This is a genomic window from Streptomyces virginiae (genome assembly GCF_041432505.1).
Classification (GTDB): Bacteria; Actinomycetota; Actinomycetes; order Streptomycetales; family Streptomycetaceae; genus Streptomyces; species Streptomyces virginiae_A.
Genome location: NZ_CP107871.1, coordinates 5,076,390 through 5,100,479, shown reverse-complemented (window position 1 = coordinate 5,100,479; position 24,090 = coordinate 5,076,390). Strand labels below are relative to the sequence as shown.

The window sequence follows — 24,090 nt, the reverse complement described above, 5'->3', positions numbered from 1 at the left end:
ACCATGGACATCCCCGCCATCGGCGACGCCGAGGAACTCTCCTGCGACGTCCTGGTCATCGGCGGCGGCACCGCCGGCACGATGGCGGCGCTGACCGCCGCCGAGCGCGGCGCGCGGGTCCTGCTCTTGGAGAAGGCGCACGTACGCCACTCCGGGGCGCTCGCCATGGGCATGGACGGGGTCAACAACGCCGTCGTCCCCGGTCGCGCCGAGCCCGACGATTACGTCGCCGAGATCACCCGTGCCAACGACGGCGTCGTCGACCAGTCCACGGTGCGGCAGACGGCCACCCGCGGGTTCGCGATGGTGCAGCGCCTGGAGTCGTACGGGGTGAAGTTCGAGAAGGACGAGCACGGGGAGTACGCGGTGCGCCAGGTCCACCGCTCGGGCTCCTACGTGCTGCCCATGCCCGAGGGCAAGGACGTCAAGAAGGTCCTCTACCGGCAGCTGCGGCGCCGCGAGATGCGCGAGCGGATCCGGATCGAGAACCGGGTGATGCCGGTACGGGTGCTGACCTCGCCCGAGGACGGCCGGGCGATCGGCGCGGCCGCCTTCAACACCCGCACCGGGGCCTTCGTGACCGTGCGCGCGGGGGCGGTGGTCCTGGCGACCGGCCCGTGCGGCCGGCTCGGACTGCCCGCCTCCGGCTACCTGTACGGCACGTACGAGAACCCGACCAACGCGGGCGACGGCTACGCCATGGCGTATCACGCGGGCGCCGCCCTGACCGGGATCGAATGCTTCCAGATCAACCCGCTGATCAAGGATTACAACGGGCCGGCGTGCGCGTACGTCGCGAACCCCTTCGGCGGCTACCAGGTCAACCGGCACGGCGAGCGCTTCGTCGACTCCGACTACTGGTCGGGGCAGATGATGGCCGAGTTCGCCGCCGAACTCGCCTCCGACCGGGGCCCGGTGTACCTCAAGCTCAGCCACCTCCCGGAGGAGTCGGTGGCCTCCCTGGAGTCCATCCTGCACACCACCGAGCGGCCCACGCGCGGCACCTTCCACGCGGGCCGCGGCCACGACTACCGCACGCACGACATCGAGATGCACATCTCGGAGATCGGTCTGTGCGGCGGCCACTCGGCGTCCGGCGTCCGGGTCGACGACCACGCCCGGACCACGGTGCCTCGGCTGTACGCGGCCGGGGACCTGGCATCCGTACCGCACAACTACATGATCGGGGCGTTCGTCTTCGGCGATCTGGCGGGCGAGGACGCGGCCCGGTACACGGCCCACGAGGGCGCACTGCCGGCCGACCAGCTGGCGGCGGCCCATGAGCTGATCTACCGGCCGCTGCGCCACCCGGACGGGCCGCCGCAGCCGCAGGTGGAGTACAAACTGCGGCGGTTCGTGAACGACTACGTGGCCCCGCCGAAGACGGGCGCGAAGCTCTCGCTCGCCGTGGCCGCCTTCGACCGGATGACCGAGGAGATCGCGGAGATGGGCGCCAGGACCGCGCACGAGCTGATGCGCTGCGCGGAGGTGTCCTTCATCCGGGACTGCGCGGAGATGGCGGCCCGCTCCTCGCTGGCCCGTACCGAGTCCCGCTGGGGCCTCTACCACGAGCGGCTCGACCACCCCGAGCGCGACGACACGGGTTGGCTGCACCACCTGGACCTGCGCAAGTCGGCCTCGGGGGCGATGGAGTTCACCGCCCGGCCGGTGGAGCCGTACCTGGTGCCGGTCGACGGTTTCGCCCCGGTCGGCGGCCCCTCACGGCACCTGGGTGAGGTCGACCTGGTCCCGGTGGCCACGGCGGGCCCCCGCGAGGCGGCCCCGGCGGCCCGTGCGCAGGCCGCACCGGTCCCCCAGGCGGCGCCCGTGCCCGGCGGCGCCCCGGGCGCCTCGCCGCGGATCCTCGAACTGCTCTCCCTGGCCGAGGAGTCCCCCGACCTGGCCGCCCTCACGCCGTATCTGACCGATCCCGATCCGGCGGTGCGGGCCGCGGCCGTGGCGGCGCTCGGCGAGACCGTACCGGCCGGCGCGGGGCCCGCGCTGGCCGCGCGGCTCGCGGACGCGGACCCCGGCGTACGGGCGGCCGCCGCGGCCGCGCTGCGCGAGCTCGTGGAGGTCCTGCCGGGCGGGCCGGAGCTGGGCGCGGGCCTGCGCACCGCCCTCGCCGTGCCGGACGCGGCGGTGCGCTCCGCCGCGCTCGAAGCGCTGCGGGCGCTACGGCTCGGCGACGCGGAGCTGTACGCCCTCTCGCTGGCCGACGCCGACCCGGAGGTCCGCATCCACGCGGTGCGGGCACTGGTCTCGGTGGACGCCGTCCCGGAGCTGGCCGCGGCCGCCGCCGACGCGGCCCGCGAGGTCCGGGTGGCGGTGGCCAAGGGCCTGGCCTCGGTGCACGCCCCGGTGCCGGCCCCGCTGGACCCGCTGTTGGCCGACCCGGACCCGTTGGTACGAGGGGCGGCGCTGGCGGCCCTGGCCCGGACGGGCTGCCCGGACGGGTACGCCCGTACCGCGGTGGCGGCCCTGGCCGACGCCGCCTGGCAGGTCCGGGCGGGGGCGGCGACCGGGCTGTCGGCGGCCGCGGCGGAGGCGGCCGTACCGGCCCTGGCCAAGGCCTTGGCCGATGCCAACGCCGACGTCCGCAAGGCCGCGGTCCTGGCCCTGCTGCCCCACCGGGCCGGCGCGGAGGCCCGGGCGGCCCTCGCCACGGCGGTCTCGGATCCGGACGCGGACGTCCGCGCGTACGCCGCCCGCGGCTGAGCGGCGGGTCACGGCCGGACCGGGCCCCGGCCCGCTCCGGTGGCCTCGATCCCCCTGGCGATCTCGGCCAGGTCGGCGGGGGTCAAGGTCGGCGAGCCCGCGCCGATCCAGCCGTCCACCTGGCGGGCGGTGCGGGCGCCGACGATCGCGCCGGTCAGCCCCGGCCAGGCCAGCACCCAGGCGAGGGCGACCTCGGCGACCGACACGCCGTGCCGCCGCGCGACGGGGCGCAGCACCTCGACGACGGTGAGGTTCGCGGCGAGCCGGGTGGTGAAGTCCGGGTGGCGGCGGCGCCAGTCGTCGGCCGGCAGCGCGGCGACCCGCTCAGCGTCGAAGGTGCCGGTCAGCAGTCCGGACTGCATCGGTGAGTAGGCGATGACGCCGGTGCCGTGGGCCGCGGCCCAGGCGATCTCGTCCGCCGCCTCCCGCTTGAGCGCCGAGAACGGCGGCTGGATCGCGTCCACGTGGGCGATCCGCTCGGCCCGCTCCAGCTCGCCGACCGAGTGGTTCGACAGGCCGATCGCGCGGACCTTGCCTTCCTTCTTCAGGTCGGCCATCAGCTGCCAGTACTCCTCCAGCGGGGTCGCGCCCGCCGCGGTGTCGGCGCCGCGGTGCTCCAGGGATTCACCGGTGTCGGGCCAGTGCACCTGGTACAGGTCGATCCGCTCGACGCCGAGGCGGCGCAGCGAGTCCTCGATCTCGCGCCGTACGCTCGCCGGTCTCATCGTGCGGACGGGCGCGGCGGTGGGGTCGGCCGGGTCCCAGACCAGCCCGACCAGAGTGAAGACGTACGGCCGCTCCCCGTCGGGGAGTCCGGCGATCGCGCGGGCGACGAGCTCCTCGGAGTGGCCGAGTCCGTAGACGGCGGCGGTGTCGATCCAGTTCACCCCGCTCCGGACGGCGTGGCGGACGGCGGCGACGGAGTCGGCGTCGTCGGTGGCGCCCCAGCCGTAGCGCCAGGCGGCGCCGGCGACGGCCCAGGCGCCGAAGCCGAGGCGGCTGATGTCCATGCCGGTGGTGCCGAGGGGGGTGGTGGGCAGATTGCTCATGCGTGCTCCTGACGGTCCGTCGCCCGGTCGGGCTGCCGCCCGTCGGGTGGCCATGGTGGGGCGGGCCGGACGGGAAGCCCAGCGTCGCGTCGCACCCGGTTCCGCGCATGCCGGCCGCGCCGGCCCCCCGTTCGGAGGCGCGCCGCGTGCGCCCGGCGGGCGGGGCCGGGATGGTGGACGGACGAATGGAAGCGGGAACCCGTACCCCGTACCCCCACCGCGAGGAGCCGCCGCCATGTCCCTACGCAGCTTGAAGACCGTCCTGACCTGTGCGGCCGCCGTGTCGCTGGGCCTGGCCGCCGTGGTCCCGGCGCACGGGGTGGAGGGTCCGGCTCCCGACCCGCGGGACCAGCGGGCCATGCGGGACATGGCGACGGCGATCGCGGTGACGGCCAAGTACGCGGACGAGCGGGAGGCCATCAAGGACGGGTACGTCCCGAAGGGAGAGGAGTGCATGACCAACCCGTTCGGGGTGGGCGCCATGAACTACCACTACGTCAAGCAGGCCAACTGGGGCTCGATGGACCCGGCCAGGCCGACCGCACTCCTCTACAGCAAGGACAAGGACCGCAACGGCCGCCGCAGGCTGGAGACCGTGGAGTGGATGGCCACCGACCGGGACCAGGACCTGAAGACCGCGGACGACCGGCCGAGCATGTTCGGGCTGCCCTTCGACGGCCCTATGCCGGGCCATTGGGCGGGCATGCCCAAGCACTACGACCTGCACATGTGGGCGTACAAGAAGAACCCGGCCGGCCGCTTCCACAACTGGAACCCGGCGCTGACCTGCCCGAAGAAGGCCCCCACCCCGGGCAAGCCCGCCCCCGCGTCGCACGGGCACGGGCACTAGCGCGCACCCACGGGGCGCACGACACGACCGAGGGCCCGACTCCCCTGGGGAGTCGGGCCCTCGGTCGTGTCAGGAACCGGTCAGCGGACGAAGGTGCTCGCCTGCCCCGCCAGCTCCAGGAAGTACTGCGGAGCGAGGCCCAGGATCAGGGTGACGGCGACGCCCACCGCGATGGTGGTCATCGTCAGCGGTGAGGGAACCGCCACCGTCGGGCCGTCGGCCTTCGGCTCGCTGAAGAACATCAGGACGATCACCCGGATGTAGAAGAACGCGGCGATCGCGGACGAGAGGACACCGATCACGACCAGCACCCCGGCGCCGCTCTCCGCCGCCGCCCTGAACACGGCGAACTTGCCGGTGAAGCCGGAGGTGAGCGGGATACCCGCGAAGGCGAGCAGGAACACCGCGAAGACGGCCGCCGTCAGCGGTGAACGCCGGCCGAGACCGGCCCACTTGGACAGGTGCGTGGCCTCGCCGCCCGCGTCCCGCACCAGCGTGACCACCGCGAAGGCGCCGATCGTCACGAAGGAGTACGCGCCCAGGTAGAAGAGGACGGACTGGACGCCCTGCGCCGAGGTCGCGATGACACCGGCCAGGATGAAGCCGGCGTGCGCGATCGAGGAGTAGGCCAGCAGCCGCTTGACGTCCGTCTGGGTCACGGCGATCACCGCGCCCGCCAGCATGGTGACGATGGCGACCGCCCACATCACCGGACGCCAGTCCCAGCGCAGCCCCGGCAGGACCACGTAGAGGAGCCGCAGCAGGGCGCCGAAGGCGGCCACCTTGGTCGCCGCCGCCATGAAGCCGGTGATCGGGGTCGGGGCGCCCTGGTAGACGTCCGGGGTCCACATGTGGAAGGGGACCGCGCCGACCTTGAAGAGCAGGCCCATCAGGATCAGCGCGCCACCGATCAGCAGCAGCGCGTCGTTGCCCATCGTGGAGGCCAGCGCCGGGTCGATCTTGGCGACGGTGCCGTCGACGACGTCGGCGATCACCGCGTACGAGACCGAGCCCGCGTACCCGTAGAGCAGTGCGATGCCGAAGAGGAGGAAGGCGGAGGAGAAGGCACCCAGGAGGAAGTACTTCACCGCGGCCTCCTGCGACATCAGCCGCTGGCGGCGGGCGAGGGCGCAGAGCAGGTACAGCGGGAGGGAGAACACCTCGAGGGCGATGAACAGTGTCAGCAGGTCGTTGGCCGCCGGGAAGATCAGCATGCCGGCGACCGCGAACAGGGCCAGCGGGAAGACCTCGGTGGTGGTGAAGCCCGCCTTGACGGCGGCCTTCTCGCTGTCGCTGCCCGGTACGGACGCCGCCTGGGCGGCGAAGGAGTCCACCCGGTTGCCGTGCGCCGCGGGGTCCAGTCGCCGCTCGGCGAAGGTGAAGACCGCGACGATCGAGGCAAGCAGGATGGTGCCCTGCAGGAAGAGCGCCGGGCCGTCCACGGCGATGGCGCCCATCGCGGCGATGTGGGCCTTGCCCGACCCGTACCCGCCGGCGGCGAGGCCGACGACCGCCGCGAAGGCCGAGGCCAGCGCGGCGACGGCGAGGAACACCTGGGTGTAGTAGCGGGCCTTGCGGGGCACGAAGGCCTCGACGAGGATCCCGAGCACCGCCGCGCCCACCACGATCAACGTGGGCGCGAGCTGTGCGTACTCGATGGTCGGTGCCGGGATCCGGTCGGCCGGTGCCTCGGCCGCCAGTGTCCACAGGCTGTGGGCGGAAGTCACTGCGCTCACTTCGCCACCTCCCCGTTCTTGGCTTCGACGTCGACCTCGGGCTTCGGGTCCGTCTGCTTCACGTCCGACATGGTGTACTCCACCGCCGGGTTGACGATGTCGGTGAGCACCTTCGGGTAGACGCCCAGCCCGATCAGCAGGGCGATCAGCGGGGCGACCACCAGCACCTCCCGCAGGCGCAGGTCCGGCATGGTGCGGACCTCCTCCTTCACGGGGCCGGTCATCGTGCGCTGGTAGAGCACCAGCGTGTAGAGGGCGGCGAGCACGATGCCGGTGGTGGCGATGATGCCGACGACCGGGTACCGGGCGAAGGTGCCGACCAGGACCAGGAATTCACTGACGAAGGGCGCGAGGCCCGGCAGCGAGAGGGTGGCGAGGCCACCGATCAGGAAGGTGCCGGCGAGGACCGGGGCCACCTTCTGGACACCGCCGTAGTCGGCGATGAGCCGCGAGCCGCGCCGCGAGATCAGGAAGCCGGCCACCAGCATCAGCGCCGCCGTCGACAGGCCGTGGTTGACCATGTAGAGGGTGGCGCCGGACTGTCCCTGGGAGGTCATCGCGAAGATGCCCAGGATGATGAAGCCGAAGTGCGAGATCGAGGCGTAGGCGACCAGCCGCTTGATGTCCCGCTGGCCGACCGCGACCAGCGCGCCGTAGACGATGCTGATCAGGGCCAGGACGAGGATGACCGGCGTGGCCCACTTGCTGGCGTCGGGGAAGAGCCCGAGGCAGAAGCGGAGCATCGCGAAGGTGCCGACCTTGTCGACGACCGCGGTGATCAGTACGGCGACCGGGGCGGTGGACTCGCCCATCGCGTTCGGCAGCCAGGTGTGCAGCGGCCACAGCGGGGCCTTGATCGCGAAGGCGAAGAAGAAGCCCAGGAACAGCAGCCGCTCGGTGTTGGTCGACATGTCGAGCGTGCCCGCGGCCCTGGCGGCGGTGATCTCCTGGAGGGAGAAGTTCCCGGCGACCACGTAGAGGCCGATGACGGCCGCCAGCATGATCAGGCCGCCGACCAGGTTGTAGAGGAGGAACTTGACCGCCGCGTACGAGCGCTGCGTGGCCGCGTTCTCCTCGGAGCCGCCGTGGGCCCGGTCCCCGAAGCCGCCGATGAGGAAGTACATCGGGATGAGCATGGCTTCGAAGAAGATGTAGAAGAGGAAGACGTCGGTGGCCTCGAAGGAGATGATCACCATCGCCTCGACCAGCAGGATCAGGGCGAAGAAGCCCTGGGTCGGCCGCCACCGGGAGCTTCTGGTCTCCAGGGGGTCGGCGTCGTGCCAGCCGGCCGCGATCACGAAGGGGATCAGGAGCGCGGTGAGCCCGATGAGGACGACGCCGATCCCGTCCACGCCGAGTTCGTAGCGGACACCGAAGTCGGCGATCCAGGGCCGGGATTCGGTGAGCTGGTAGCGGTCACCGGTCGGGTCGAACCGGATCGCGACGAGCACGGCCAGGGCCAGTGTCGCCAGCGAGAAGAGCAGCGCGAGCCACTTGGCGGCGGTCCTGCGGGCGGCCGGGACGGCCGCCGTCAGGATCGCGCCGACCGCGGGGACCGCGGCCGTCACCGTCAGAAGCGGGAAACTCATTTCACACCGCCCTCATCAGCAGGGTCGCGGCGATCAGGACCACCGTGCCCCCGAACATCGAGACCGCGTAGCTGCGGGCGTAGCCGTTCTGCAGCTTGCGCAGGCGGCCCGAGAGCCCGCCGACCGAGGCGGCCGTCCCGTTGACCACCCCGTCGACCACGCTGTGGTCGAGGTACACGAGCGAGCGGGTCAGGTGCTCCCCGCCGCGGACCAGCACGACGTGGTTGAAGTCGTCCTGGTAGAGGTCCTTGCGGGCCGCCCGGGTGAGGAGCGAGCCGCGCGGGGCGACGACCGGGACGGGCTTACGGCCGTACATGGCCCAGGCGATGCCGACGCCGACGAGCAGGACGACCATGGTGGCCGCGGTGATCGTCATGGCGCTGACCGGCGGGTCGCCGTGCTCGTAACCGGTGACGGGCTCCAGCCACTTCAGGAAGCGTTCGCCGATCTCGAAGAATCCGCCGGCGAAGACCGACCCGAAGGCCAGGATCACCATCGGGATCGTCATCGACTTCGGGGACTCGTGCGGGTGCGGCGGGTGGCCCTCCGCGTCCGGCTGCCAGCGCTTCTCGCCGAAGAAGGTGAGGAGCATGACGCGGGTCATGTAGAAGGCGGTGATGCCGGCGCCCAGCAGGGTCACTCCGCCCAGGATCCAGCCCTCGGTGCCACCCTTCGCGAAGGCCGCCTCGATGATCATGTCCTTGGAGAAGAAGCCCGACAGGCCCGGGAAGCCGATGATGGCCAGGTACCCGAGGCCGAAGGTCACGAAGGTGACCGGCATGTACTTCCGCAGGGCCCCGTACTTGCGCATGTCGACCTCGTCGTTCATCCCGTGCATCACGGAACCCGCGCCGAGGAAGAGGCCTGCCTTGAAGAAGCCGTGCGTCACCAGGTGCATGATCGCGAAGACGTAGCCGATGGGGCCGAGGCCCGCGGCGAGGATCATGTAGCCGATCTGCGACATCGTCGAGCCCGCCAGGGCCTTCTTGATGTCGTCCTTCGCGCAACCGACGATCGCACCGAAGAGCAGCGTGACCGCGCCCACGACGGTGACCACCAGTTGGGCGTCCGGCGCCCCGTTGAAGATGGCGGCCGAGCGGACGATCAGGTACACGCCCGCCGTCACCATGGTGGCCGCGTGGATGAGGGCCGAGACCGGGGTCGGGCCCTCCATCGCGTCCCCGAGCCAGGACTGCAGCGGGACCTGCGCCGACTTGCCGCAGGCGGCCAGCAGCAGCATCAGGCCGATCGCCGTCAGCGTGCCCTCGGAGGTCTCGCCCACCGAGGCGAGGACCGGCCCGAAGGTGAAGGTCCCGAAGGTGGTGAACATCAGCATGATCGCGATCGACAGGCCGATGTCGCCGACGCGGTTGACCAGGAAGGCCTTCTTCGCGGCGGTGGCCGCGCTGGGCTTGTGCTGCCAGAAGCCGATCAGGAGGTACGAGGCGAGGCCCACGCCCTCCCAGCCGAAGTACAGCAGCAGGTAGTTGTCGGCGATGACCAGGAGCAGCATCGCGGCGACGAACAGGTTGAGGTAGCCGAAGAAGCGGCGGCGGCGCTCGTCGTGCTCCATGTACCCGATCGAGTACACGTGGATGAGCGTGCCCACCCCGGTGATCAGCAGGACGAAGGTCATCGACAGCTGGTCCAGCTGGAAGGCCATGTCCGCCTGGAAGCCCTCGACGGGGATCCAGGTGTACAGCTTCTGGGTCAGCGTCCGGTCCTCGGCCGTGCGCCCCAGCATGTCGGCGAACAGGGCGACGCCGATCCCGAAGGAGACGGCCGCGAGCGAAGTGCCGATCCAGTGACCGACCTTGTCGAGGCGTCGGCCGCCGCAGAGCAGCACCACCGCTCCGAGCAGGGGCGCTGCCACCAGCAGCGCAATCAGGTTCTCCACAGCGACCCCTTACAGCTTCATCAGGCTGGCGTCGTCGACCGAGGCCGAGTGGCGGGTACGGAACAGCGACACGATGATCGCCAGGCCGACCACGACCTCCGCGGCGGCGACGACCATCGTGAAGAACGCGATGATCTGGCCGTCGAGGTTGCCGTGCATCCGGGAGAACGCGACGAAGGCGAGGTTGCAGGCGTTGAGCATCAGCTCGACGCACATGAACAGCACGATCGCGTTCTTGCGGATCAGGACCCCGGTGGCACCGATGGTGAACAGCAGGGCCGCCAGGTACAGGTAGTTGACCGGATTCACTTCGAGGCCTCCTCACGGCCGAGGCGCTCCGACGAGGCCTGCTCCAGTGCCTTGAGGTCGTCGAGCGCCTGGCTGGAGACGTCCCGGATCTGGCCCCGGGCGCGCAGCGTCCGGTTGACGGTCAGCTCGGACGGGGTGCCGTCCGGCAGCAGACCGGCGACGTCCACCGCGTTGTGCCGGGCGTAGACGCCGGGCGCCGGCAGCGGCGGGAGCTGGACACCCTCGCGGACCCGCTTCTCGGCGAGTTCGCGCTGGGTGGCGGCCCGTTCGGTGCGCTCGCGGTGGGTGAGCACCATCGCGCCGACGGACGCGGTGATCAGCAGCGCGCCGGTGATCTCGAAGGCGAAGACGTACTTGGTGAAGATCAGCTGCGCCAGGCCCTCGATGTGCCCGCCGGAGTTGACCCGGCCGAGCCCGTTGAAGTGGGTGAGCCCGGCGTTGGCGATGCCGCCGATCAGCAGGACGCCGAAGCCGAGCCCGCACAGGAGGGCCATCCAGCGCTGCCCCTTGATGGTCTCCTTCAGGGAGTCGGCGGCGGTGACGCCGACGAGCATGACCACGAAGAGGAAGAGCATCATGATCGCGCCGGTGTAGACGATGACCTGGACGACGCCCAGGAAGTACGCCCCGTTGGCGAGGTAGAACACGGCCAGGATGATCATCGTCCCGGCCAGGCTGAGGGCGCTGTGCACGGCCTTCTTCATCAGGATCGTGGCCAGGGCGCCGATGACGGCGACCGAGCCGAGGATCCAGAACTGGATCGCCTCGCCCGTGGAGGTCATGGTCGCGGAGGCGGCGAGGGCGCTCATGCGTCGACCTCCTCGGACTGCCCGTTCTCCGGGGCGACCTCGCCCTTGGAGACGGCGACCTGCCGGACGGTGCCCGGGGCGGCCCCGGTCACCAGTCCGCGGTAGTAGTCGGTGTCGTCCGTGCCGGGGAAGATCGAGTGCGGTGCCTCGACCATGCCCTCGGTCAGACCGGAGAGCAGCTGCTCCTTGGTGTAGATGAGCGATTCGCGGCTGGAGTCGGCCAGTTCGAACTCGTTCGTCATGGTCAGCGCCCTCGTCGGGCACGCCTCGACGCACAGCCCGCACAGGATGCAGCGGGCGTAGTTGATCTGGTAGACGGCGCCGTACCGCTCACCCGGGGAGTAGCGCTCCTCCTCGGTGTTGTCCGCGCCCTCCACGTAGATGGCGTCGGCGGGACAGGCCCAGGCACACAGCTCGCACCCGATGCACTTCTCCAGACCGTCGGGGTGCCGGTTGAGCTGATGCCGTCCGTGGAAGCGCGGCGCGGTCGTCTTCTGCTGTTCCGGGTACTGCTCGGTGAGGCGCTTCTTGAACATGGCCTTGAAGGTCACGCCGAAGCCCGCCACCGGGTTCTGCCACTTCTCGTCGGACATCTCTCAAGCCTCCTCTCGGTCACTGTCAGTATTCGTCCCACCACTGACAATCAGCTCGCGCTCGGTGCGGGACCGCCTGCGCGGTACGGGTGCCAGGTGCTGGCCGGGCTTGGGCGGTACGGGGAATCCGCCCGCCAGCGGGTCGAAGGGCTCGGCGTCGTGCGCCACCTCGGCGGCCGCCGTCTTCTCCCGCTTGTCGCGGAAGACGTCCGCGACGAAGGAGAGGAGCAGGATCGCCACGACGGCACCGCCGACGTACAGGACGATCTCGCTGAAGTCGTACGCCTCGTTGCGCAGCGCCCGGACGGTGGCCACCAGCATCAGCCAGACCACCGAGACGGGGATCAGGACCTTCCAGCCGAGCTTCATCAGCTGGTCGTAGCGGACGCGGGGCAGCGTGCCGCGCAGCCAGATGAAGAAGAACAGCAGCAGCTGCACCTTGAGGACGAACCAGAGGATCGGCCACCAGCCGTGGTTCGCGCCCTCCCAGAAGGAGCTGATCGGGTACGGGGCCCGCCAGCCGCCCAGGAAGAGGGTGACCGAGACCGCCGAGACGGTGACCATGTTGACGTACTCGGCCAGCATGAACAGCGCGAACTTGATGGACGAGTACTCGGTGTTGAAGCCGCCGACCAGGTCGCCCTCGGACTCCGGCATGTCGAAGGGGGCGCGGTTCGTCTCGCCGACCATCGTGACGACGTAGATGATGAAGGACACCGGCAGCAGGACGATGAACCAGCGGTCCGCCTGCGCCTCGACGATCGCCGAGGTCGACATCGACCCGGAGTAGAGGAAGACCGAGGCGAAGGCCGCGCCCATCGCGATCTCGTAGGAGATCATCTGCGCGCAGGAGCGCAGGCCGCCGAGGAGCGGGTAGGTCGAGCCGGAGGACCAGCCGGCCAGCACGATGCCGTAGATGCCGACCGAGGCCACCGCGAGGATGTAGAGCATCGCGATCGGCAGGTCGGTCAGCTGCATCGTGGTGCGCTGGCCGAAGATGGAGACCTCGTCGCCCGGCGGCCCGAAGGGGATCACCGCGATGGCCATGAAGGCCGGGATCGCCGCGATGATCGGGGCCAGGACGTAGACGACCTTGTCGGCCCGCTTGACGATCAGGTCTTCCTTGAGCATCAGCTTCACGCCGTCGGCGAGCGACTGGAGCATGCCCCAGGGGCCGTGCCGGTTCGGGCCGATGCGCAGCTGCATCCAGGCGACGACCTTGCGTTCCCACACGATGGAGAACAGCACCGTCACCATCAGGAAGGCGAAGCAGAACACCGCCTTGACGACGACGAGCCACCAGACGTCCTTGCCGAACAGGGACAGGTCCTCGGCAGCGAGTTGAACGGTGTTCACGCGCCCACCTCCGCAGTGGTGTCGCCTGCGCCGGCCGGGGTCGCGGGGCCGATGCGTACGAGGGTGCCCGGGCGGGCGCCGGCGTCGGCGAGGACGCCGGAGCCGGTGGAGTTCAGCGGGAGCCAGACCACGCGGTCGGGCATCTCGGTGATCCGGAGCGGGAGTTCCACGGAGCCGGCCGGGCCGGTGACCGCGAGGACGTCGCCGTCCTTGACGCCGGTCTCGGCGGCCGTGGCGGCCGACAGCCGGGCGCTCGCCTCGTGCCGGGTGCCGGCCAGGGCGTCGTCGCCCTCCTGGAGCCGGCCGAGGTCCAGCAGCAGCCGGTGGCCCGCGAGAACCGCCTCGCCGATGCCGGGGCGGGGCTGGGGCACGATGTCCGCGCTCTGTGCGGCGGCCCGCTCCCCGGTCCACGGGCCGAGCCGGTCGATCTCCCGGCGTACGGCGTGCACGTCGGGCAGGGCGATCGGCCGGTCGGCGGCGTCGGCCAGCATGTGCAGCACGCGGGCGTCGGCCGGGGCGAGCCGGCGGGTCATCTGATCGGGCTTGAGGGCGGCCTCGAACGGCCGGACCCGGCCCTCCCAGTTGATGAAGGCGCCCGCCTTCTCGGCCACCGCGGCGACCGGGAGGACCACGTCCGCGTGCTCGGTGACCTCACTGGGCCGCAGTTCCAGGGAGATCACGAAGGCCTCCTGGAGGGCGGTCCGCGCGCGGGCCGGGTCCGGCAGGTCGGTGACCTCGACGCCCGCGATCAGCAGGGCCGAGAGCTCCCCGGTGGCCGCGGCCTCGACGATCTGGCCGGTGTCGCGGCCGTAGCGGTGCGGGAGTTCGTCCAGGCCCCAGGCGGTGGCGACCTCGTCGCGGGCCCGCGGGTCGGTGGCCGGTCGGCCGCCCGGCAGCAGGGACGGCAGCGCGCCCGCCTCGACGGCGGCCCGCTCACCGGCCCGGCGCGGGATCCACACCAAGGTGGCCCCGGTGACGCCGGCGGCTCGTACGGCCGCGGTCAGCGCGCCCGGCACCCCGGCGAGGCGCTCCCCGACGAGGATGACCGCGCCGGGCAGGCGCAGCGCCTCGGCGGCCTCGGCGCCCCCGGTCTCCAGGCCGGTCCGGGAGGCCAGCGCGTCGAGCCACTCGGGCTCGGTGCCGGGAGCGGCGGCCAGCAGGCGGCCGCCGGCCTTCTCCAGGCCGCGGGTGGCGAAGGGGGCGACGGAGAAGGTCCGCTGCTTGTGCTTGCGGTGGGCCTTGCGCAGCCTCAGGAAGACGCCGGGGGCCTCCTCCTCGGCCTCGATGCCGACGAGCAGCACCGCCGGGGCCGCCTCCAAGCCGGTGTACGAGAGCCACTGGCCGCCGAGGTCGACCCCGTACCCGGCGACCTCCGAGGCCAGGAACTCGGCCTCCTCGGCGCTGTGCACGCGGGCCCGGAAGTCGATGTCGTTGGTGTCGAGCACCACCCGGGCGAACTTGGCGTAGGCGTAGGCGTCCTCGACGGGGAGCCGGCCGCCGGTCAGCACCCCGGCCCGGCCGCGCGCGGCGGCCAGTCCGTTCGCCGCGGCCTCCAGGGCCTCGGGCCAGCTCGCCGGCTCCAGCTGCCCGGCGGCGCTGCGCACCAGCGGGGTGGTCAGCCGGTCCGGGCGCTGCGCGTAGCGGAACCCGAAGCGGCCCTTGTCGCAGAGCCACTCCTCGTTGACCTCGGGGTCCTCGGCGGCGAGCCGGCGCAGGACCTTGCCGCGGCGGTGGTCGGTGCGGGTCGCGCAGCCGCCCGCGCAGTGCTCGCACACGCTCGGGGAGGAGACGAGGTCGAAGGGGCGGGAGCGGAACCGGTAGGCGGCCGAGGTGAGGGCGCCGACCGGGCAGATCTGGATGGTGTTGCCGGAGAAGTACGACTCGAAGGGGTCGCCCTCGCCGGTGCCGACCTGCTGGAGCGCGCCGCGTTCCAGCAGCTCGATCATCGGGTCGCCGGCGATCTCGTTGGAGAAGCGGGTGCAGCGCGCGCACAGCACGCACCGCTCGCGGTCCAGCAGCACCTGGGTGGAGATGGGGACCGGCTTCTCGTAGGTGCGCTTCTTGCCCTCGAACCGCGATTCGGCGTTGCCGTGCGACATCGCCTGGTTCTGCAGCGGGCACTCGCCGCCCTTGTCGCAGACGGGGCAGTCCAGCGGGTGGTTGATGAGCAGCAGCTCCATCACCCCGCGCTGGGACTTGTCGGCGACCTCGGAGGTCAGCTGGGTCTTGACGACCATGCCGTCGGTGCAGGTGATGGTGCAGGAGGCCATCGGCTTGCGCTGGCCCTCCACCTCGACGATGCACTGGCGGCAGGCGCCGGCCGGGGAGAGGAGGGGGTGGTCGCAGAACCGGGGGATCTCGATGCCGAGCTGCTCGGCGGCCCGGATGACGAGGGTGCCCTTGGGCACGGACAGCTCGACCCCGTCGATGGTCAGCGAGACGGTGTTCTCGGGTGGAACCGCCGCTCCGCCCCCGGAGGCCGCTGGAGTGGTGACGGTCATGCGTTCACCTCCGTGTCGGCCCAGAGGGTCGACTTCCTGGGGTCGAAGGGGCAGCCCTTGCCCGTGATGTGCTGCTCGTACTCCTCGCGGAAGTACTTGAGCGAGGAGAAGATCGGGCTGGCAGCGCCGTCGCCGAGCGCGCAGAAGGACTTGCCGTTGATGTTGTCGGCGATGTCGTTCAGCTTGTCGAGGTCGGACATGACGCCCAGACCGGCCTCGATGTCGCGGAGCAGCTGGACCAGCCAGTACGTGCCTTCGCGGCACGGCGTGCACTTGCCGCAGGACTCGTGGGCGTAGAACTCGGTCCACCGGGTCACGGCCCGCACCACGCACGTCGTCTCGTCGAAGCACTGGAGGGCCTTGGTGCCGAGCATCGAGCCGGCGGCGCCCACGCCCTCGTAGTCGAGCGGGACGTCGAGGTGCTCGTCCGTGAACATCGGGGTGGAGGAACCGCCCGGGGTCCAGAACTTCAGCCGGTGCCCGGGGCGCATGCCGCCGCTCATGTCGAGGAGCTGGCGCAGGGTGATGCCGAGCGGGGCCTCGTACTGGCCGGGGCCGACGACGTGTCCGGAGAGCGAGTACAGCGTGAAGCCGGGGGACTTCTCGGTCCCCATGGACTTGAACCAGTCCTTGCCCTTGTTCAGGATCGCGGGAACCGAGGCGATGGACTCCACGTTGTTGACGACAGTGGGGCACGCGTAGAGCCCCTCGACCGCCGGGAAGGGGGGACGCAGCCGGGGCTGGCCGCGCCGCCCTTCGAGCGAGTCGAGCAGCGCCGTCTCCTCGCCGCAGATGTAGGCGCCCGCGCCCGCGTGCACCGTGATGTCGAGGTTGCGCCCGCTGCCGTCGATGTCCTTGCCGAGGTATCCGGCCGCGTACGCCTCGCGCACGGCCTCGTGCAGGCGCCGCAGTACGGGCACCGTCTCCCCGCGCAGGTAGATGAAGGCGTGCTCCGAGCGGATCGCGTAGCAGGCGATGATCATTCCCTCGATGAGGGAGTGCGGGTTGGCGAAGAGGAGGGGGATGTCCTTGCAGGTTCCCGGCTCCGACTCGTCCGCGTTCACCACGAGGTAGTGCGGCTTGCCGTCGCCCTGCGGGATGAACTGCCACTTCATCCCGGTGGGGAAGCCGGCGCCGCCGCGGCCGCGCAGGCCCGAGTCCTTCACGTAGGCGATGAGGTCGTCCGGGGTCATCGCGAGGGCCTTGCGCAGGCCCTCGTACCCCTCGTGCCGCAGGTAGGTCTCCAGCGTCCACGACCGCGGCTCGTCCCAGAAGGAGGACAGCACGGGGGCGAGGAGCTTCTCCGGGCTGGTCCCTCCGCCGGTCTCCGGGTGGGAGGTGCCCCCGTTGCCGCCGTTGCTCAGTTCGGAAGACACCGACATCACTCCCCTCCCTCGGTGGTGGCCTCGCCGCGCGGGTGGACGATCGGGGTGTGCGCGGATTCGCCGCGCGCGATGCGCAGCCCGATCAGGGAGGCGGGGCCGGCGCCGCCGGTCGCCTCGACCGCGCCCTCGCGCTCGTCCGGGAAGCCGGCCAGGATCCGGGCGGTCTCCTTGTACGTGCACAGCGGGGCGCCCCGGGTCGGCGAGACCTCGCGGCCGGCCAGCAGGTCGTCGACCATGGCCTTGGCGGACTGGGGGGTCTGGTTGTCGAAGAACTCCCAGTTGACCATCACCACGGGGGCGAAGTCGCAGGCCGCGTTGCACTCGATGTGTTCGAGGGTGACCTTGCCGTCGGGGGTGGTCTCGTTGTTGCCGACGCCGAGGTGCTCCTTGAGCTCCTCGAAGATGGCGTCGCCGCCCATCACCGCGCACAGGGTGTTCGTACAGACGCCGACCTGGTAGTCGCCGGAGGGCCCCCGCCGGTACATCGTGTAGAAGGTCGCCACGGCCGTGACCTCGGCGGTGGTCAGGCCCAGCACCTCGGCGCAGAACCGGATGCCGGTGCGCGAGACGTAGCCCTCGACGGACTGGGTCAGGTGCAGCAGCGGCAGCAGCGCGGAGCGGCTGTCGGGGTAGCGCGCGATGACTTCCTTGGCGTCGGCTTCGAGGCGCTCGCGTACCTCCGCCGGAAAGTCGGGGGCCGGCAGCTGGGGCATGCCCAGCGAGACCCCTTGGTTCGAAGGACTGGCGGTCATCGGTCGACGCCTCCCATCACGGGGTCGATGGAGGCGACGGCGACGATGACGTCGGCGACCTGGCCGCCCTCGCACATCGCTGCCATGGCCTGCAGGTTGGTGAAGGACGGGTCGCGGAAGTGGACCCGGTAGGGGCGGGTGCCGCCGTCGGAGACGACGTGCACGCCGAGCTCGCCCTTGGGGGACTCGACGGCCGCGTACGCCTGGCCGGCCGGGACCCGGAAGCCCTCGGTCACCAGCTTGAAGTGGTGGATGAGGGCCTCCATGGAGGTGCCCATGATGTTCCTGATGTGGTCGAGCGAGTTGCCGAGGCCGTCGGGGCCCATGGCGAGCTGCGCCGGCCAGGCGATCTTCTTGTCGGCGACCATCACCGGTCCGGGCTCCAGGCGCTCCAGGCACTGCTCGACGATCCGCAGCGACTGGCGCATCTCCTCCAGGCGGATCAGGAAGCGCCCGTAGGAGTCGCAGCTCTCGGTGGTCGGCACGTCGAACTCGTAGTTCTCGTAGCCGCAGTACGGGTCCGACTTGCGCAGGTCGTGCGGCAGGCCGGCGGAGCGCAGGATCGGGCCGGTGGCGCCGAGCGCCATGCAGCCGGTGAGGTCGAGGTAGCCGACGTCCTGCATGCGGGCCTTGAAGATGGGGTTGCCGGTGGCGAGCTTGTCGTACTCCGGCAGGTTCTTCTTCATGGTCTTGACGAACTCGCGCAGCTGGTCGACGGCGCCCGGGGGCAGGTCCTGCGCGAGGCCGCCGGGGCGGACGAACGCGTGGTTCATGCGCAGTCCGGTGATCAGCTCGAAGATGTCGAGGATCAGCTCGCGGTCGCGGAAGCCGTAGATCATGATCGTGGTCGCGCCCAGCTCCATGCCGCCGGTGGCGATGCACACCAGGTGGGAGGAGAGCCGGTTGAGTTCCATCAGCAGGACGCGGATGACGGTGGCGCGGTCCGGGATCTGGTCGGTGATGCCGAGGAGCTTCTCGACGCCGAGGCAGTACGCCGTCTCGTTGAAGAACGGCGTCAGGTAGTCCATGCGCGTCACGAAGGTGGTGCCCTGCGTCCAGTTCCGGAATTCGAGGTTCTTCTCGATGCCGGTGTGCAGGTACCCGATGCCGCAGCGGGCCTCGGTGACCGTCTCGCCGTCGATCTCCAGGATCAGGCGCAGCACTCCGTGGGTGGACGGGTGCTGCGGACCCATGTTGACGACGATCCGCTCGTCGTCGGCCTTGGCCGCGGACCGGACGATCTCGTCCCAGTCGCCGCCGGTGACGGTGTAGACGGTGCCCTCGGTCGTCTCGCGCGCGGCGGCGTGATCGGCGGAGGCGTTGTTTGACGTGGACATCAGCTGTACGACCTCCGCTGGTCGGGAGCCGGGATCTGGGCGCCCTTGTACTCGACGGGGATGCCGCCGAGCGGGTAGTCCTTGCGCTGCGGGAAGCCCTGCCAGTCGTCCGGCATCATGATCCGGGTGAGGGCCGGGTGCCCGTCGAAGATCAGGCCGAAGAAGTCGTACGTCTCGCGCTCGTGCCAGTCGTTGGTCGGGTAGACGGCGACGAGCGAGGGAACGTGCGGGTCGCTGTCCGGGACGGACACCTCCAGCCGCAGGATCCGGCCGTGCGTGAGCGAGCGCAGGTGGTAGACGGCGTGCAGCTCGCGGCCCTTGTCCCCGGGGAAGTGCACTCCGGAGACGCCGGTGCAGAGCTCGAAGCGCAGGGCGGGGTCGTCGCGCAGGACGCGCGCGACCCGGACGAGGTGCTCGCGGGCGATGTGGAAGGTGAGTTCACCCCGGTCGACCACCGTCTTCTCGATGGCGTTCCCGGGGAGCAGGTCCTGCTCCTCCAGGGCGCCTTCGAGCTCGTCGGCGACCTCGTCGAAGTAGGAGCCGTAGGGCCGGCTCGTCGCGCCGGGCAGGGCCACGGTCCGCACCAGGCCGCCGTAGCCGCTGGTGTCCCCGCCGCCCGCGGCACCGAACATGCCCTTGCGGACGCCGATGACCTCGGGGCCCTGGTCACGCGGCGCAGGGACGTTGCTGCCGTTGCTGCCGTTCTCCGGCTCTTGGGTCTCGCTCACCGGAGCAGCCCCTTCATCTCGATGGTGGGGAGGGCCTTGAGGGCCGCCTCCTCCGCCTCACGGGCCGCTTCTTCCCGGTTCACGCCGAGCTTTCCGCCCTGGATCTTCTGGTGGAGCTTGAGGATCGCGTCCATCAGCATCTCGGGGCGGGGCGGGCAGCCGGGCAGGTAGATGTCCACCGGCACGATGTGGTCGACGCCCTGGACGATCGCGTAGTTGTTGAACATTCCGCCCGAAGATGCGCAAACCCCCATGGAGATGACCCATTTGGGAGCGGGCATCTGGTCGTACACCTGCCGCAGCACCGGCGCCATCTTCTGGCTGACCCGCCCGGCCACGATCATCAGATCGGCCTGGCGCGGGGAGCCGCGGAAGACCTCCATGCCGAAGCGGGCCAGGTCGTACCGGCCCGCTCCGGTGGTCATCATCTCGATGGCGCAGCAGGCCAGACCGAAGGTGGCCGGGAAGACGGACGACTTGCGCACCCATCCCGCGGCCTGTTCGACGGTGGTCAGCAGAAAGCCGCTCGGCAGCTTCTCTTCCAGTCCCATGGAAATTCAGCCCCTCAGTCCCATTCCAGGCCGCCGCGGCGCCACACGTAGGCGTAGGCGACGAAGACGGTGAGCACGAAGAGCAGCATCTCGACGAGCCCGAAGATCCCCAGGGAGTCGAAGGTGACGGCCCAGGGGTAGAGGAAGACAACCTCGATGTCGAAGACGATGAAGAGCATCGCCGTCAGGTAGTACTTGATGGGGAAGCGGCCGCCACCGGCCGGCATCGGCGTCGGCTCGATGCCGCACTCGTAGGCTTCAAGCTTCGCCCGGTTGTACCGTTTTGGGCCGATCAGCGTGGCCATGACCACGGAGAAGATCGCAAACCCTGCGCCGAGGGCGCCGAGCACGAGGATGGGCGCGTACGCATTCACGCTCCTCGCTCCTTCCAGTCGTCCTTGACCGTTGGACCGCTGCCGGCGCCGCGCGAACCACCCCGCGAAGATCACGCTCTTCGATCAAGCGCTTGCATGTGAGGCAGTTCACAAGCCGGACTGGTGCGCATCTTATGCCTGCTCGTCTGTGATCTGCGACACGGGTTGCAACACCGAGTTTGTGATCTCCACCACCTGACGAACGATCATGAAGCCCGATGAGTGGTGATCTTCATACGCGAAGCATCCACATGATCACCAAAGGTGACATCCGAGCTCGTTACCGCAGGTAGGAGGCTGCTTGCCCTATCAAACGATTCGACGTGCAGGCAAATTGGCAACAGGGGTGCGGGGGTGATAAAGGGATCGCCGTCGCCCGGTCGGGGGACGCCGTGCGTACCGAGGTGGACACGGGGCGGATACGAGGGGGGCGGGGGTGAATGAGGGGTCGACGAGGGGGCAGACGCCGGATCGACGGAAGCTTCTGACGGCCGCGCGCGGGACGACGCGAGTACGTGCTTCCGTTCACGAACCTCTCGGCACGTTCACAGGAAGGTCACGGGAGGAGCACAGCGTCCGCATGGCGTGACGCTGCTGTGACCTGCGCCACTCTGAATCGAGCCTTCCGAAAGAGGGCTTGGCCATCTGTGTGGAGTGATGGTAGGTCAGGGATCAATTGGGACTTAATTCCGAAACCCCATGATCACAGCCTTGTGAGGGCCTGTCCGTTTCGCCCGTTACGGCGTCAATAAGAAGTCGGACGCGCCCGGTTCGCGCCGTTCTCACGCAACTGTGGCGCAACCCACGTTTCTTGAAGGGAACCCGGACGCCCTGATAGCGGTTGTCCTCATGTCCCACACCGCTCACATACCCAGCCACCGGAAGCCCCGCCGTAGCGCCTCGAAGCTCGCGGTCCGCGCCGGAGTTGCCGGTGGCGTCCTCAGCACCCTGGCCATGGCCGGCACCGCGAGCGCGTCCCCGTCCGCAGAGCCCGTGGCCGAGACGACGCTCGAAATGCCGGTCCTCAACCTGGACCTGGGAGCCGACGTCTCCTCCGCCGTCACCGTGGCCGCCGAGAACACCCGTCTCGCGGCCGTCGAAGGCGAACTGACCGCCCAGGAGGAGAGCGCCCGTACCGGCGCCGCCGCCGAGGCGAAGCAGGCCAAGGAAGAAGCCCAGAAGAAGGCCGACGCCGAGAAGGCCGAGAAGACCGCGAAGGCGGAGGCCGACCGCAAGGCCGAGGCCGAGCGTTCGAGCCGCAGCTCCGGCTCCGAGCGCACGACGCTCAAGAGCACCGCCGCCCCGCAGGGCTCCGGCACCGTCTCCGCCCCGGCCACCGGCTCCGCCGCGGCCATCGTCAACTTCGCCCGCGCACAGGTCGGCAAGGCGTACGTGATGGGCGGCACCGGCCCGTCCTCGTTCGACTGCTCCGGTCTCGTGCAGGCCGCCTACCGCCAGGCCGGCATCAGCCTGCCGCGCATGTCCCAGGCTCAGTCCTCGGCCGGCACCTCCGTGTCGCTGAGCGCCCTGCAGCCGGGCGACATCCTGTACTGGGGCTCCAAGGGCAGCGCGTACCACGTCGCCATCTACGTCGGCGGCGGCAAGTTCGTCGGCGCGCAGAACCCCAGCACCGGCATCGTCGAGCGCAACCTCAGCTACGACAAGCCGACGGGCGCCGTCCGCGTCCTCTGAGCACCGCTCAGTTCACGGCTCCGGGCCCGGCACAGGAGTGTCGTGTCGCCCGGACACCGCGAGCCCGGCCTGATCGACAGGACACGCCGCAGGGCCGGTACTCCCCCGCTCGGGGGTGGAGTACCGGCCCTGGGGCCGTTCTTCGTGCCGTGCGGGCCGCCAGGGGGCGTCCACGGCCGTTCTCAGCCCAGTGAGGCCGCCAGCGCGAACCGGGCCTCCCGCTGCTTCTTGTAGAGCGCGAGCGTCTCGGCGTGCTCCTCGACGAGCCGCTCCTGGTAGGCCTTCTCGACCGCGCCCCAGATGCCGACGAGGTTCACCTCGCGCTTGCACGCGACATCGGCCTTGGCCGCCGTCACGGCTTTCGGGCCGCCCTTGTCGTCCTCCAGGCCCAGCTTCTCCACGACGTCGTACGGCGATGCGATCCCGGCGTATCCCGACTTTTCCATGCATGACGACCACTTCTTGACGGCGTCGACGACCCGGGAGTCCTGCCGGGAGCGGTCGTGCGCCTCCGAGGCCAGCCCGAACGTGAACAGCAGGTCCACGCTGTCCTTGGTCGGGGCGTACAGCTTGCGGTACCCCTCCCGCCCGCACCCGCCGGCCGGCACCTTCTGCCCGGCCGCCGTCAGACCGCTGTCGACCCGCGCGGCCTCCTCCTCGGTGTTCGCGTCGGGAGCCGTGCCGCCCTGGGCCCCGGGCCGCTCGCCGTTCATCACCACGTACGCGCTGTCGCTCAACGGCGGTGGGGCGGGCTTCGCCACGCTCCCCTCGCCCGCGGACTTGTCGTACCCGTGGGCCGCCGCGTACGCGGGGTCGGCCAGGCCGAAGAGGTACGTGTGCCGGTCCTCCGCCCCGGCGCTGGCGCCGACGCCGGCGCCCGCGGCGTCGGCCGATCTCACGCCCTCGTAGGTGAACCCGTAGCGGGCCATGCACCGGGAGACCAGGGCCTGCTGGACCTGGCCCATCCGGATCCGTTCGGCCTCGGTGTCGGTGTACGCGTCCATCGGGAGGGCGAGCGTGGCGGTCGCCGGGTTCACCTCGACGCGGCCGAGCTCCGGTTCACCGCCCTCGGAGTCGCCGGTCCCGGCGCAGCCGGCCAGGAGGGCGGTCGCCAACAGGGCGACGACCGGGACGGCGGGTCGGCTGCGCCGGGAGGTGTTCATCGCGTGGAACTCCTTCTGCCGGATCCGGATTACGGGTGGAGGGTGTACTTGGCCGAGCTGATCTTGTTCTTGAAGTTGGCCGAGGCGTTGCCCGCGTAGTTCGACGGGATCTCTCCGACGTTGCCGCCCAGATCCTTGTCGGTGCCGACCTTCCAGGCGTAGACGTCCCGGTTCCGGTAGGACTCGGTGGTGTCGTTGATCCAGTTCCCGCTGGCCGAGCAGGAGCCCTGGTACTTGTCGTCGCTGAAGTTCACGTCACTCGTCACCAGGTCGAAGACACAACCCGACTGGTTCTGCCAGTAGAAAAGCCCGAATTCCTGGTTCTCCAGATTTCCGTCGCGCCCCCAGGCGGCCGCCGGACCCGTGGCTCCCAGCAGAATGGCACCGGCCGAAACGACGGCGATGCAACCGGCCGACAGCTTGCGCATTGCGTTGTCCATCACGCTTACCTCACTCTTCGGGTGGAAATCGGGGTGTTCAGGGCGGACCGGAGGTGGCGCATTTCCGCCCGGCGGGGATTCAACAGTGAACCGCCGTGCCTGTTCAAGGCTTTTCTCAGCTGATGGACAGTCATATCTGTTGTCCGATAGGTAACTTGTCCCGACCGGCCACAGGTATCTACTATCTGGCGCGCGCTCCCCCACCCCTCAAACGGATGCGCATAATCCACTCCTACCGCCGCAAGGGAAGCCCGTGGTGCA

At 70.4% G+C, this 24,090-nt stretch carries 19 protein-coding genes and 1 pseudogene; 3 read left to right on the top strand and 17 right to left on the bottom strand.

The features are described 5' to 3' along the window. Positions 1–3 precede the first annotated feature (3 nt). Complete coding sequence (locus tag OG624_RS23805) at positions 4–2,718, top strand: fumarate reductase/succinate dehydrogenase flavoprotein subunit (RefSeq protein ID WP_371639824.1); 2,715 nt, start codon at positions 4–6, stop codon at positions 2,716–2,718. An 8-nt stretch (positions 2,719–2,726) separates the two neighbouring features. Here OG624_RS23805 and OG624_RS23800 read toward each other — a convergent pair whose 3' ends face one another. After that, the gene (locus OG624_RS23800) at positions 2,727–3,767 is read right to left on the bottom strand and encodes an aldo/keto reductase (protein ID WP_371639823.1); all 1,041 of its coding nucleotides are present in this window, start codon (positions 3,765–3,767) and stop codon (positions 2,727–2,729) included. 235 nt (positions 3,768–4,002) lie between these two features. Between OG624_RS23800 and OG624_RS23795 the strand changes: the two genes are divergently transcribed. Next, positions 4,003–4,617, top strand: coding sequence for a hypothetical protein (locus OG624_RS23795; RefSeq protein WP_033224178.1), 615 nt, complete (start codon positions 4,003–4,005; stop codon positions 4,615–4,617). A gap of 80 nt (positions 4,618–4,697) precedes the next feature. On the opposite strand, the gene nuoN is transcribed toward OG624_RS23795, so the two are convergent. The 14 genes and pseudogenes from nuoN to OG624_RS23725 form a co-directional block, all read right to left on the bottom strand. Further along, the gene (gene nuoN, locus OG624_RS23790) at positions 4,698–6,344 is read right to left on the bottom strand and encodes an NADH-quinone oxidoreductase subunit NuoN (RefSeq protein ID WP_371589842.1); all 1,647 of its coding nucleotides are present in this window, start codon (positions 6,342–6,344) and stop codon (positions 4,698–4,700) included. A 5-nt stretch (positions 6,345–6,349) separates the two neighbouring features. Continuing rightward, entirely contained in the window at positions 6,350–7,942 is a 1,593-nt protein-coding gene (locus OG624_RS23785) for an NADH-quinone oxidoreductase subunit M (RefSeq protein WP_033224176.1), read from the bottom strand. 1 nt (position 7,943) lies between these two features. Further along, positions 7,944–9,839 (bottom strand): NADH-quinone oxidoreductase subunit L, encoded by a 1,896-nt coding sequence (nuoL, locus tag OG624_RS23780; protein ID WP_352164370.1) that lies wholly within the window; start codon positions 9,837–9,839, stop codon positions 7,944–7,946. Positions 9,840–9,848: 9 nt separating this feature from the next. Beyond that, positions 9,849–10,148: an NADH-quinone oxidoreductase subunit NuoK gene (gene nuoK, locus OG624_RS23775; RefSeq protein WP_030653455.1), complete on the bottom strand. Its 300-nt coding sequence runs from the start codon at positions 10,146–10,148 to the stop codon at positions 9,849–9,851. Continuing rightward, positions 10,145–10,957, bottom strand: a complete 813-nt coding sequence (locus OG624_RS23770; protein ID WP_033224174.1) for an NADH-quinone oxidoreductase subunit J — start codon at positions 10,955–10,957, stop codon at positions 10,145–10,147. The genes nuoK and OG624_RS23770 overlap by 4 nt, the downstream gene beginning before the upstream one ends. Further along, on the bottom strand, positions 10,954–11,550 hold the full coding sequence (gene nuoI / locus OG624_RS23765; RefSeq protein ID WP_030722305.1) for an NADH-quinone oxidoreductase subunit NuoI: 597 nt from the start codon (positions 11,548–11,550) through the stop codon (positions 10,954–10,956). Before nuoI ends, OG624_RS23770 begins: the two co-directional genes overlap by 4 nt. A gap of 3 nt (positions 11,551–11,553) precedes the next feature. Then, positions 11,554–12,906: an NADH-quinone oxidoreductase subunit NuoH gene (gene nuoH / locus OG624_RS23760; RefSeq protein WP_371639821.1), complete on the bottom strand. Its 1,353-nt coding sequence runs from the start codon at positions 12,904–12,906 to the stop codon at positions 11,554–11,556. Beyond that, entirely contained in the window at positions 12,903–15,407 is a 2,505-nt protein-coding gene (locus tag OG624_RS23755) for an NADH-quinone oxidoreductase subunit G (protein WP_371639820.1), read from the bottom strand. Before OG624_RS23755 ends, nuoH begins: the two co-directional genes overlap by 4 nt. Then, on the bottom strand, positions 15,404–16,789 hold the full coding sequence (gene nuoF, locus OG624_RS23750) for an NADH-quinone oxidoreductase subunit NuoF (RefSeq protein WP_033224171.1): 1,386 nt from the start codon (positions 16,787–16,789) through the stop codon (positions 15,404–15,406). The genes OG624_RS23755 and nuoF overlap by 4 nt, the downstream gene beginning before the upstream one ends. Further along, positions 16,789–17,544 carry an NADH-quinone oxidoreductase subunit NuoE gene (gene nuoE / locus OG624_RS23745; RefSeq protein ID WP_033224170.1) on the bottom strand — a complete coding sequence of 252 codons (756 nt, stop codon included), beginning with the start codon at positions 17,542–17,544 and terminating at the stop codon, positions 16,789–16,791. The genes nuoF and nuoE overlap by 1 nt, the downstream gene beginning before the upstream one ends. Beyond that, on the bottom strand, positions 17,541–18,881 hold the full coding sequence (locus tag OG624_RS23740; protein WP_033224169.1) for an NADH-quinone oxidoreductase subunit D: 1,341 nt from the start codon (positions 18,879–18,881) through the stop codon (positions 17,541–17,543). The genes nuoE and OG624_RS23740 overlap by 4 nt, the downstream gene beginning before the upstream one ends. Then, positions 18,881–19,663: pseudogene (locus tag OG624_RS23735) on the bottom strand (NADH-quinone oxidoreductase subunit C); the annotation flags it as partial. The pseudogene OG624_RS23735 and the gene OG624_RS23740, both read right to left, overlap by 1 nt. Further along, the gene (locus tag OG624_RS23730; protein ID WP_030162005.1) at positions 19,606–20,160 is read right to left on the bottom strand and encodes a NuoB/complex I 20 kDa subunit family protein; all 555 of its coding nucleotides are present in this window, start codon (positions 20,158–20,160) and stop codon (positions 19,606–19,608) included. The pseudogene OG624_RS23735 and the gene OG624_RS23730, both read right to left, overlap by 58 nt. A gap of 14 nt (positions 20,161–20,174) precedes the next feature. After that, positions 20,175–20,534, bottom strand: coding sequence for an NADH-quinone oxidoreductase subunit A (locus OG624_RS23725; RefSeq protein ID WP_030010013.1), 360 nt, complete (start codon positions 20,532–20,534; stop codon positions 20,175–20,177). An 849-nt stretch (positions 20,535–21,383) separates the two neighbouring features. On the opposite strand from OG624_RS23725, the gene OG624_RS23720 reads away from it, so the two are divergent. Continuing rightward, complete coding sequence (locus OG624_RS23720) at positions 21,384–22,226, top strand: C40 family peptidase (protein WP_033224167.1); 843 nt, start codon at positions 21,384–21,386, stop codon at positions 22,224–22,226. Between the two features lie 182 nt (positions 22,227–22,408). Here OG624_RS23720 and OG624_RS23715 read toward each other — a convergent pair whose 3' ends face one another. Both OG624_RS23715 and OG624_RS23710 read right to left on the bottom strand, forming a co-directional pair. Next, positions 22,409–23,389, bottom strand: coding sequence for a hypothetical protein (locus OG624_RS23715; protein ID WP_371639819.1), 981 nt, complete (start codon positions 23,387–23,389; stop codon positions 22,409–22,411). A gap of 29 nt (positions 23,390–23,418) precedes the next feature. Next, positions 23,419–23,829, bottom strand: coding sequence for a hypothetical protein (locus OG624_RS23710; RefSeq protein WP_158711915.1), 411 nt, complete (start codon positions 23,827–23,829; stop codon positions 23,419–23,421). Positions 23,830–24,090 lie beyond the last annotated feature (261 nt).

Excerpts from the sequence above, each read along its gene's own strand:
- OG624_RS23805 (WP_371639824.1), top strand. The coding sequence starts at position 4 with ATGGACATCCCCGCCATCGGCGACGCCGAGGAACTCTCCTGCGACGTC.
- OG624_RS23800 (WP_371639823.1), bottom strand. The coding sequence starts at position 3,767 with ATGAGCAATCTGCCCACCACCCCCCTCGGCACCACCGGCATGGACATC.
- OG624_RS23795 (WP_033224178.1), top strand. The coding sequence starts at position 4,003 with ATGTCCCTACGCAGCTTGAAGACCGTCCTGACCTGTGCGGCCGCCGTG.
- OG624_RS23785 (WP_033224176.1), bottom strand. The coding sequence starts at position 7,942 with ATGAGTTTCCCGCTTCTGACGGTGACGGCCGCGGTCCCCGCGGTCGGC.
- OG624_RS23770 (WP_033224174.1), bottom strand. The coding sequence starts at position 10,957 with ATGAGCGCCCTCGCCGCCTCCGCGACCATGACCTCCACGGGCGAGGCG.
- nuoI (WP_030722305.1), bottom strand. The coding sequence starts at position 11,550 with ATGTCCGACGAGAAGTGGCAGAACCCGGTGGCGGGCTTCGGCGTGACC.
- OG624_RS23755 (WP_371639820.1), bottom strand. The coding sequence starts at position 15,407 with ATGACCGTCACCACTCCAGCGGCCTCCGGGGGCGGAGCGGCGGTTCCA.
- nuoF (WP_033224171.1), bottom strand. The coding sequence starts at position 16,789 with ATGTCGGTGTCTTCCGAACTGAGCAACGGCGGCAACGGGGGCACCTCC.
- nuoE (WP_033224170.1), bottom strand. The coding sequence starts at position 17,544 with ATGACCGCCAGTCCTTCGAACCAAGGGGTCTCGCTGGGCATGCCCCAG.
- OG624_RS23740 (WP_033224169.1), bottom strand. The coding sequence starts at position 18,881 with ATGTCCACGTCAAACAACGCCTCCGCCGATCACGCCGCCGCGCGCGAG.
- OG624_RS23730 (WP_030162005.1), bottom strand. The coding sequence starts at position 20,160 with ATGGGACTGGAAGAGAAGCTGCCGAGCGGCTTTCTGCTGACCACCGTC.
- OG624_RS23720 (WP_033224167.1), top strand. The coding sequence starts at position 21,384 with ATGTCCCACACCGCTCACATACCCAGCCACCGGAAGCCCCGCCGTAGC.
- OG624_RS23715 (WP_371639819.1), bottom strand. The coding sequence starts at position 23,389 with ATGAACACCTCCCGGCGCAGCCGACCCGCCGTCCCGGTCGTCGCCCTG.
- OG624_RS23710 (WP_158711915.1), bottom strand. The coding sequence starts at position 23,829 with ATGGACAACGCAATGCGCAAGCTGTCGGCCGGTTGCATCGCCGTCGTT.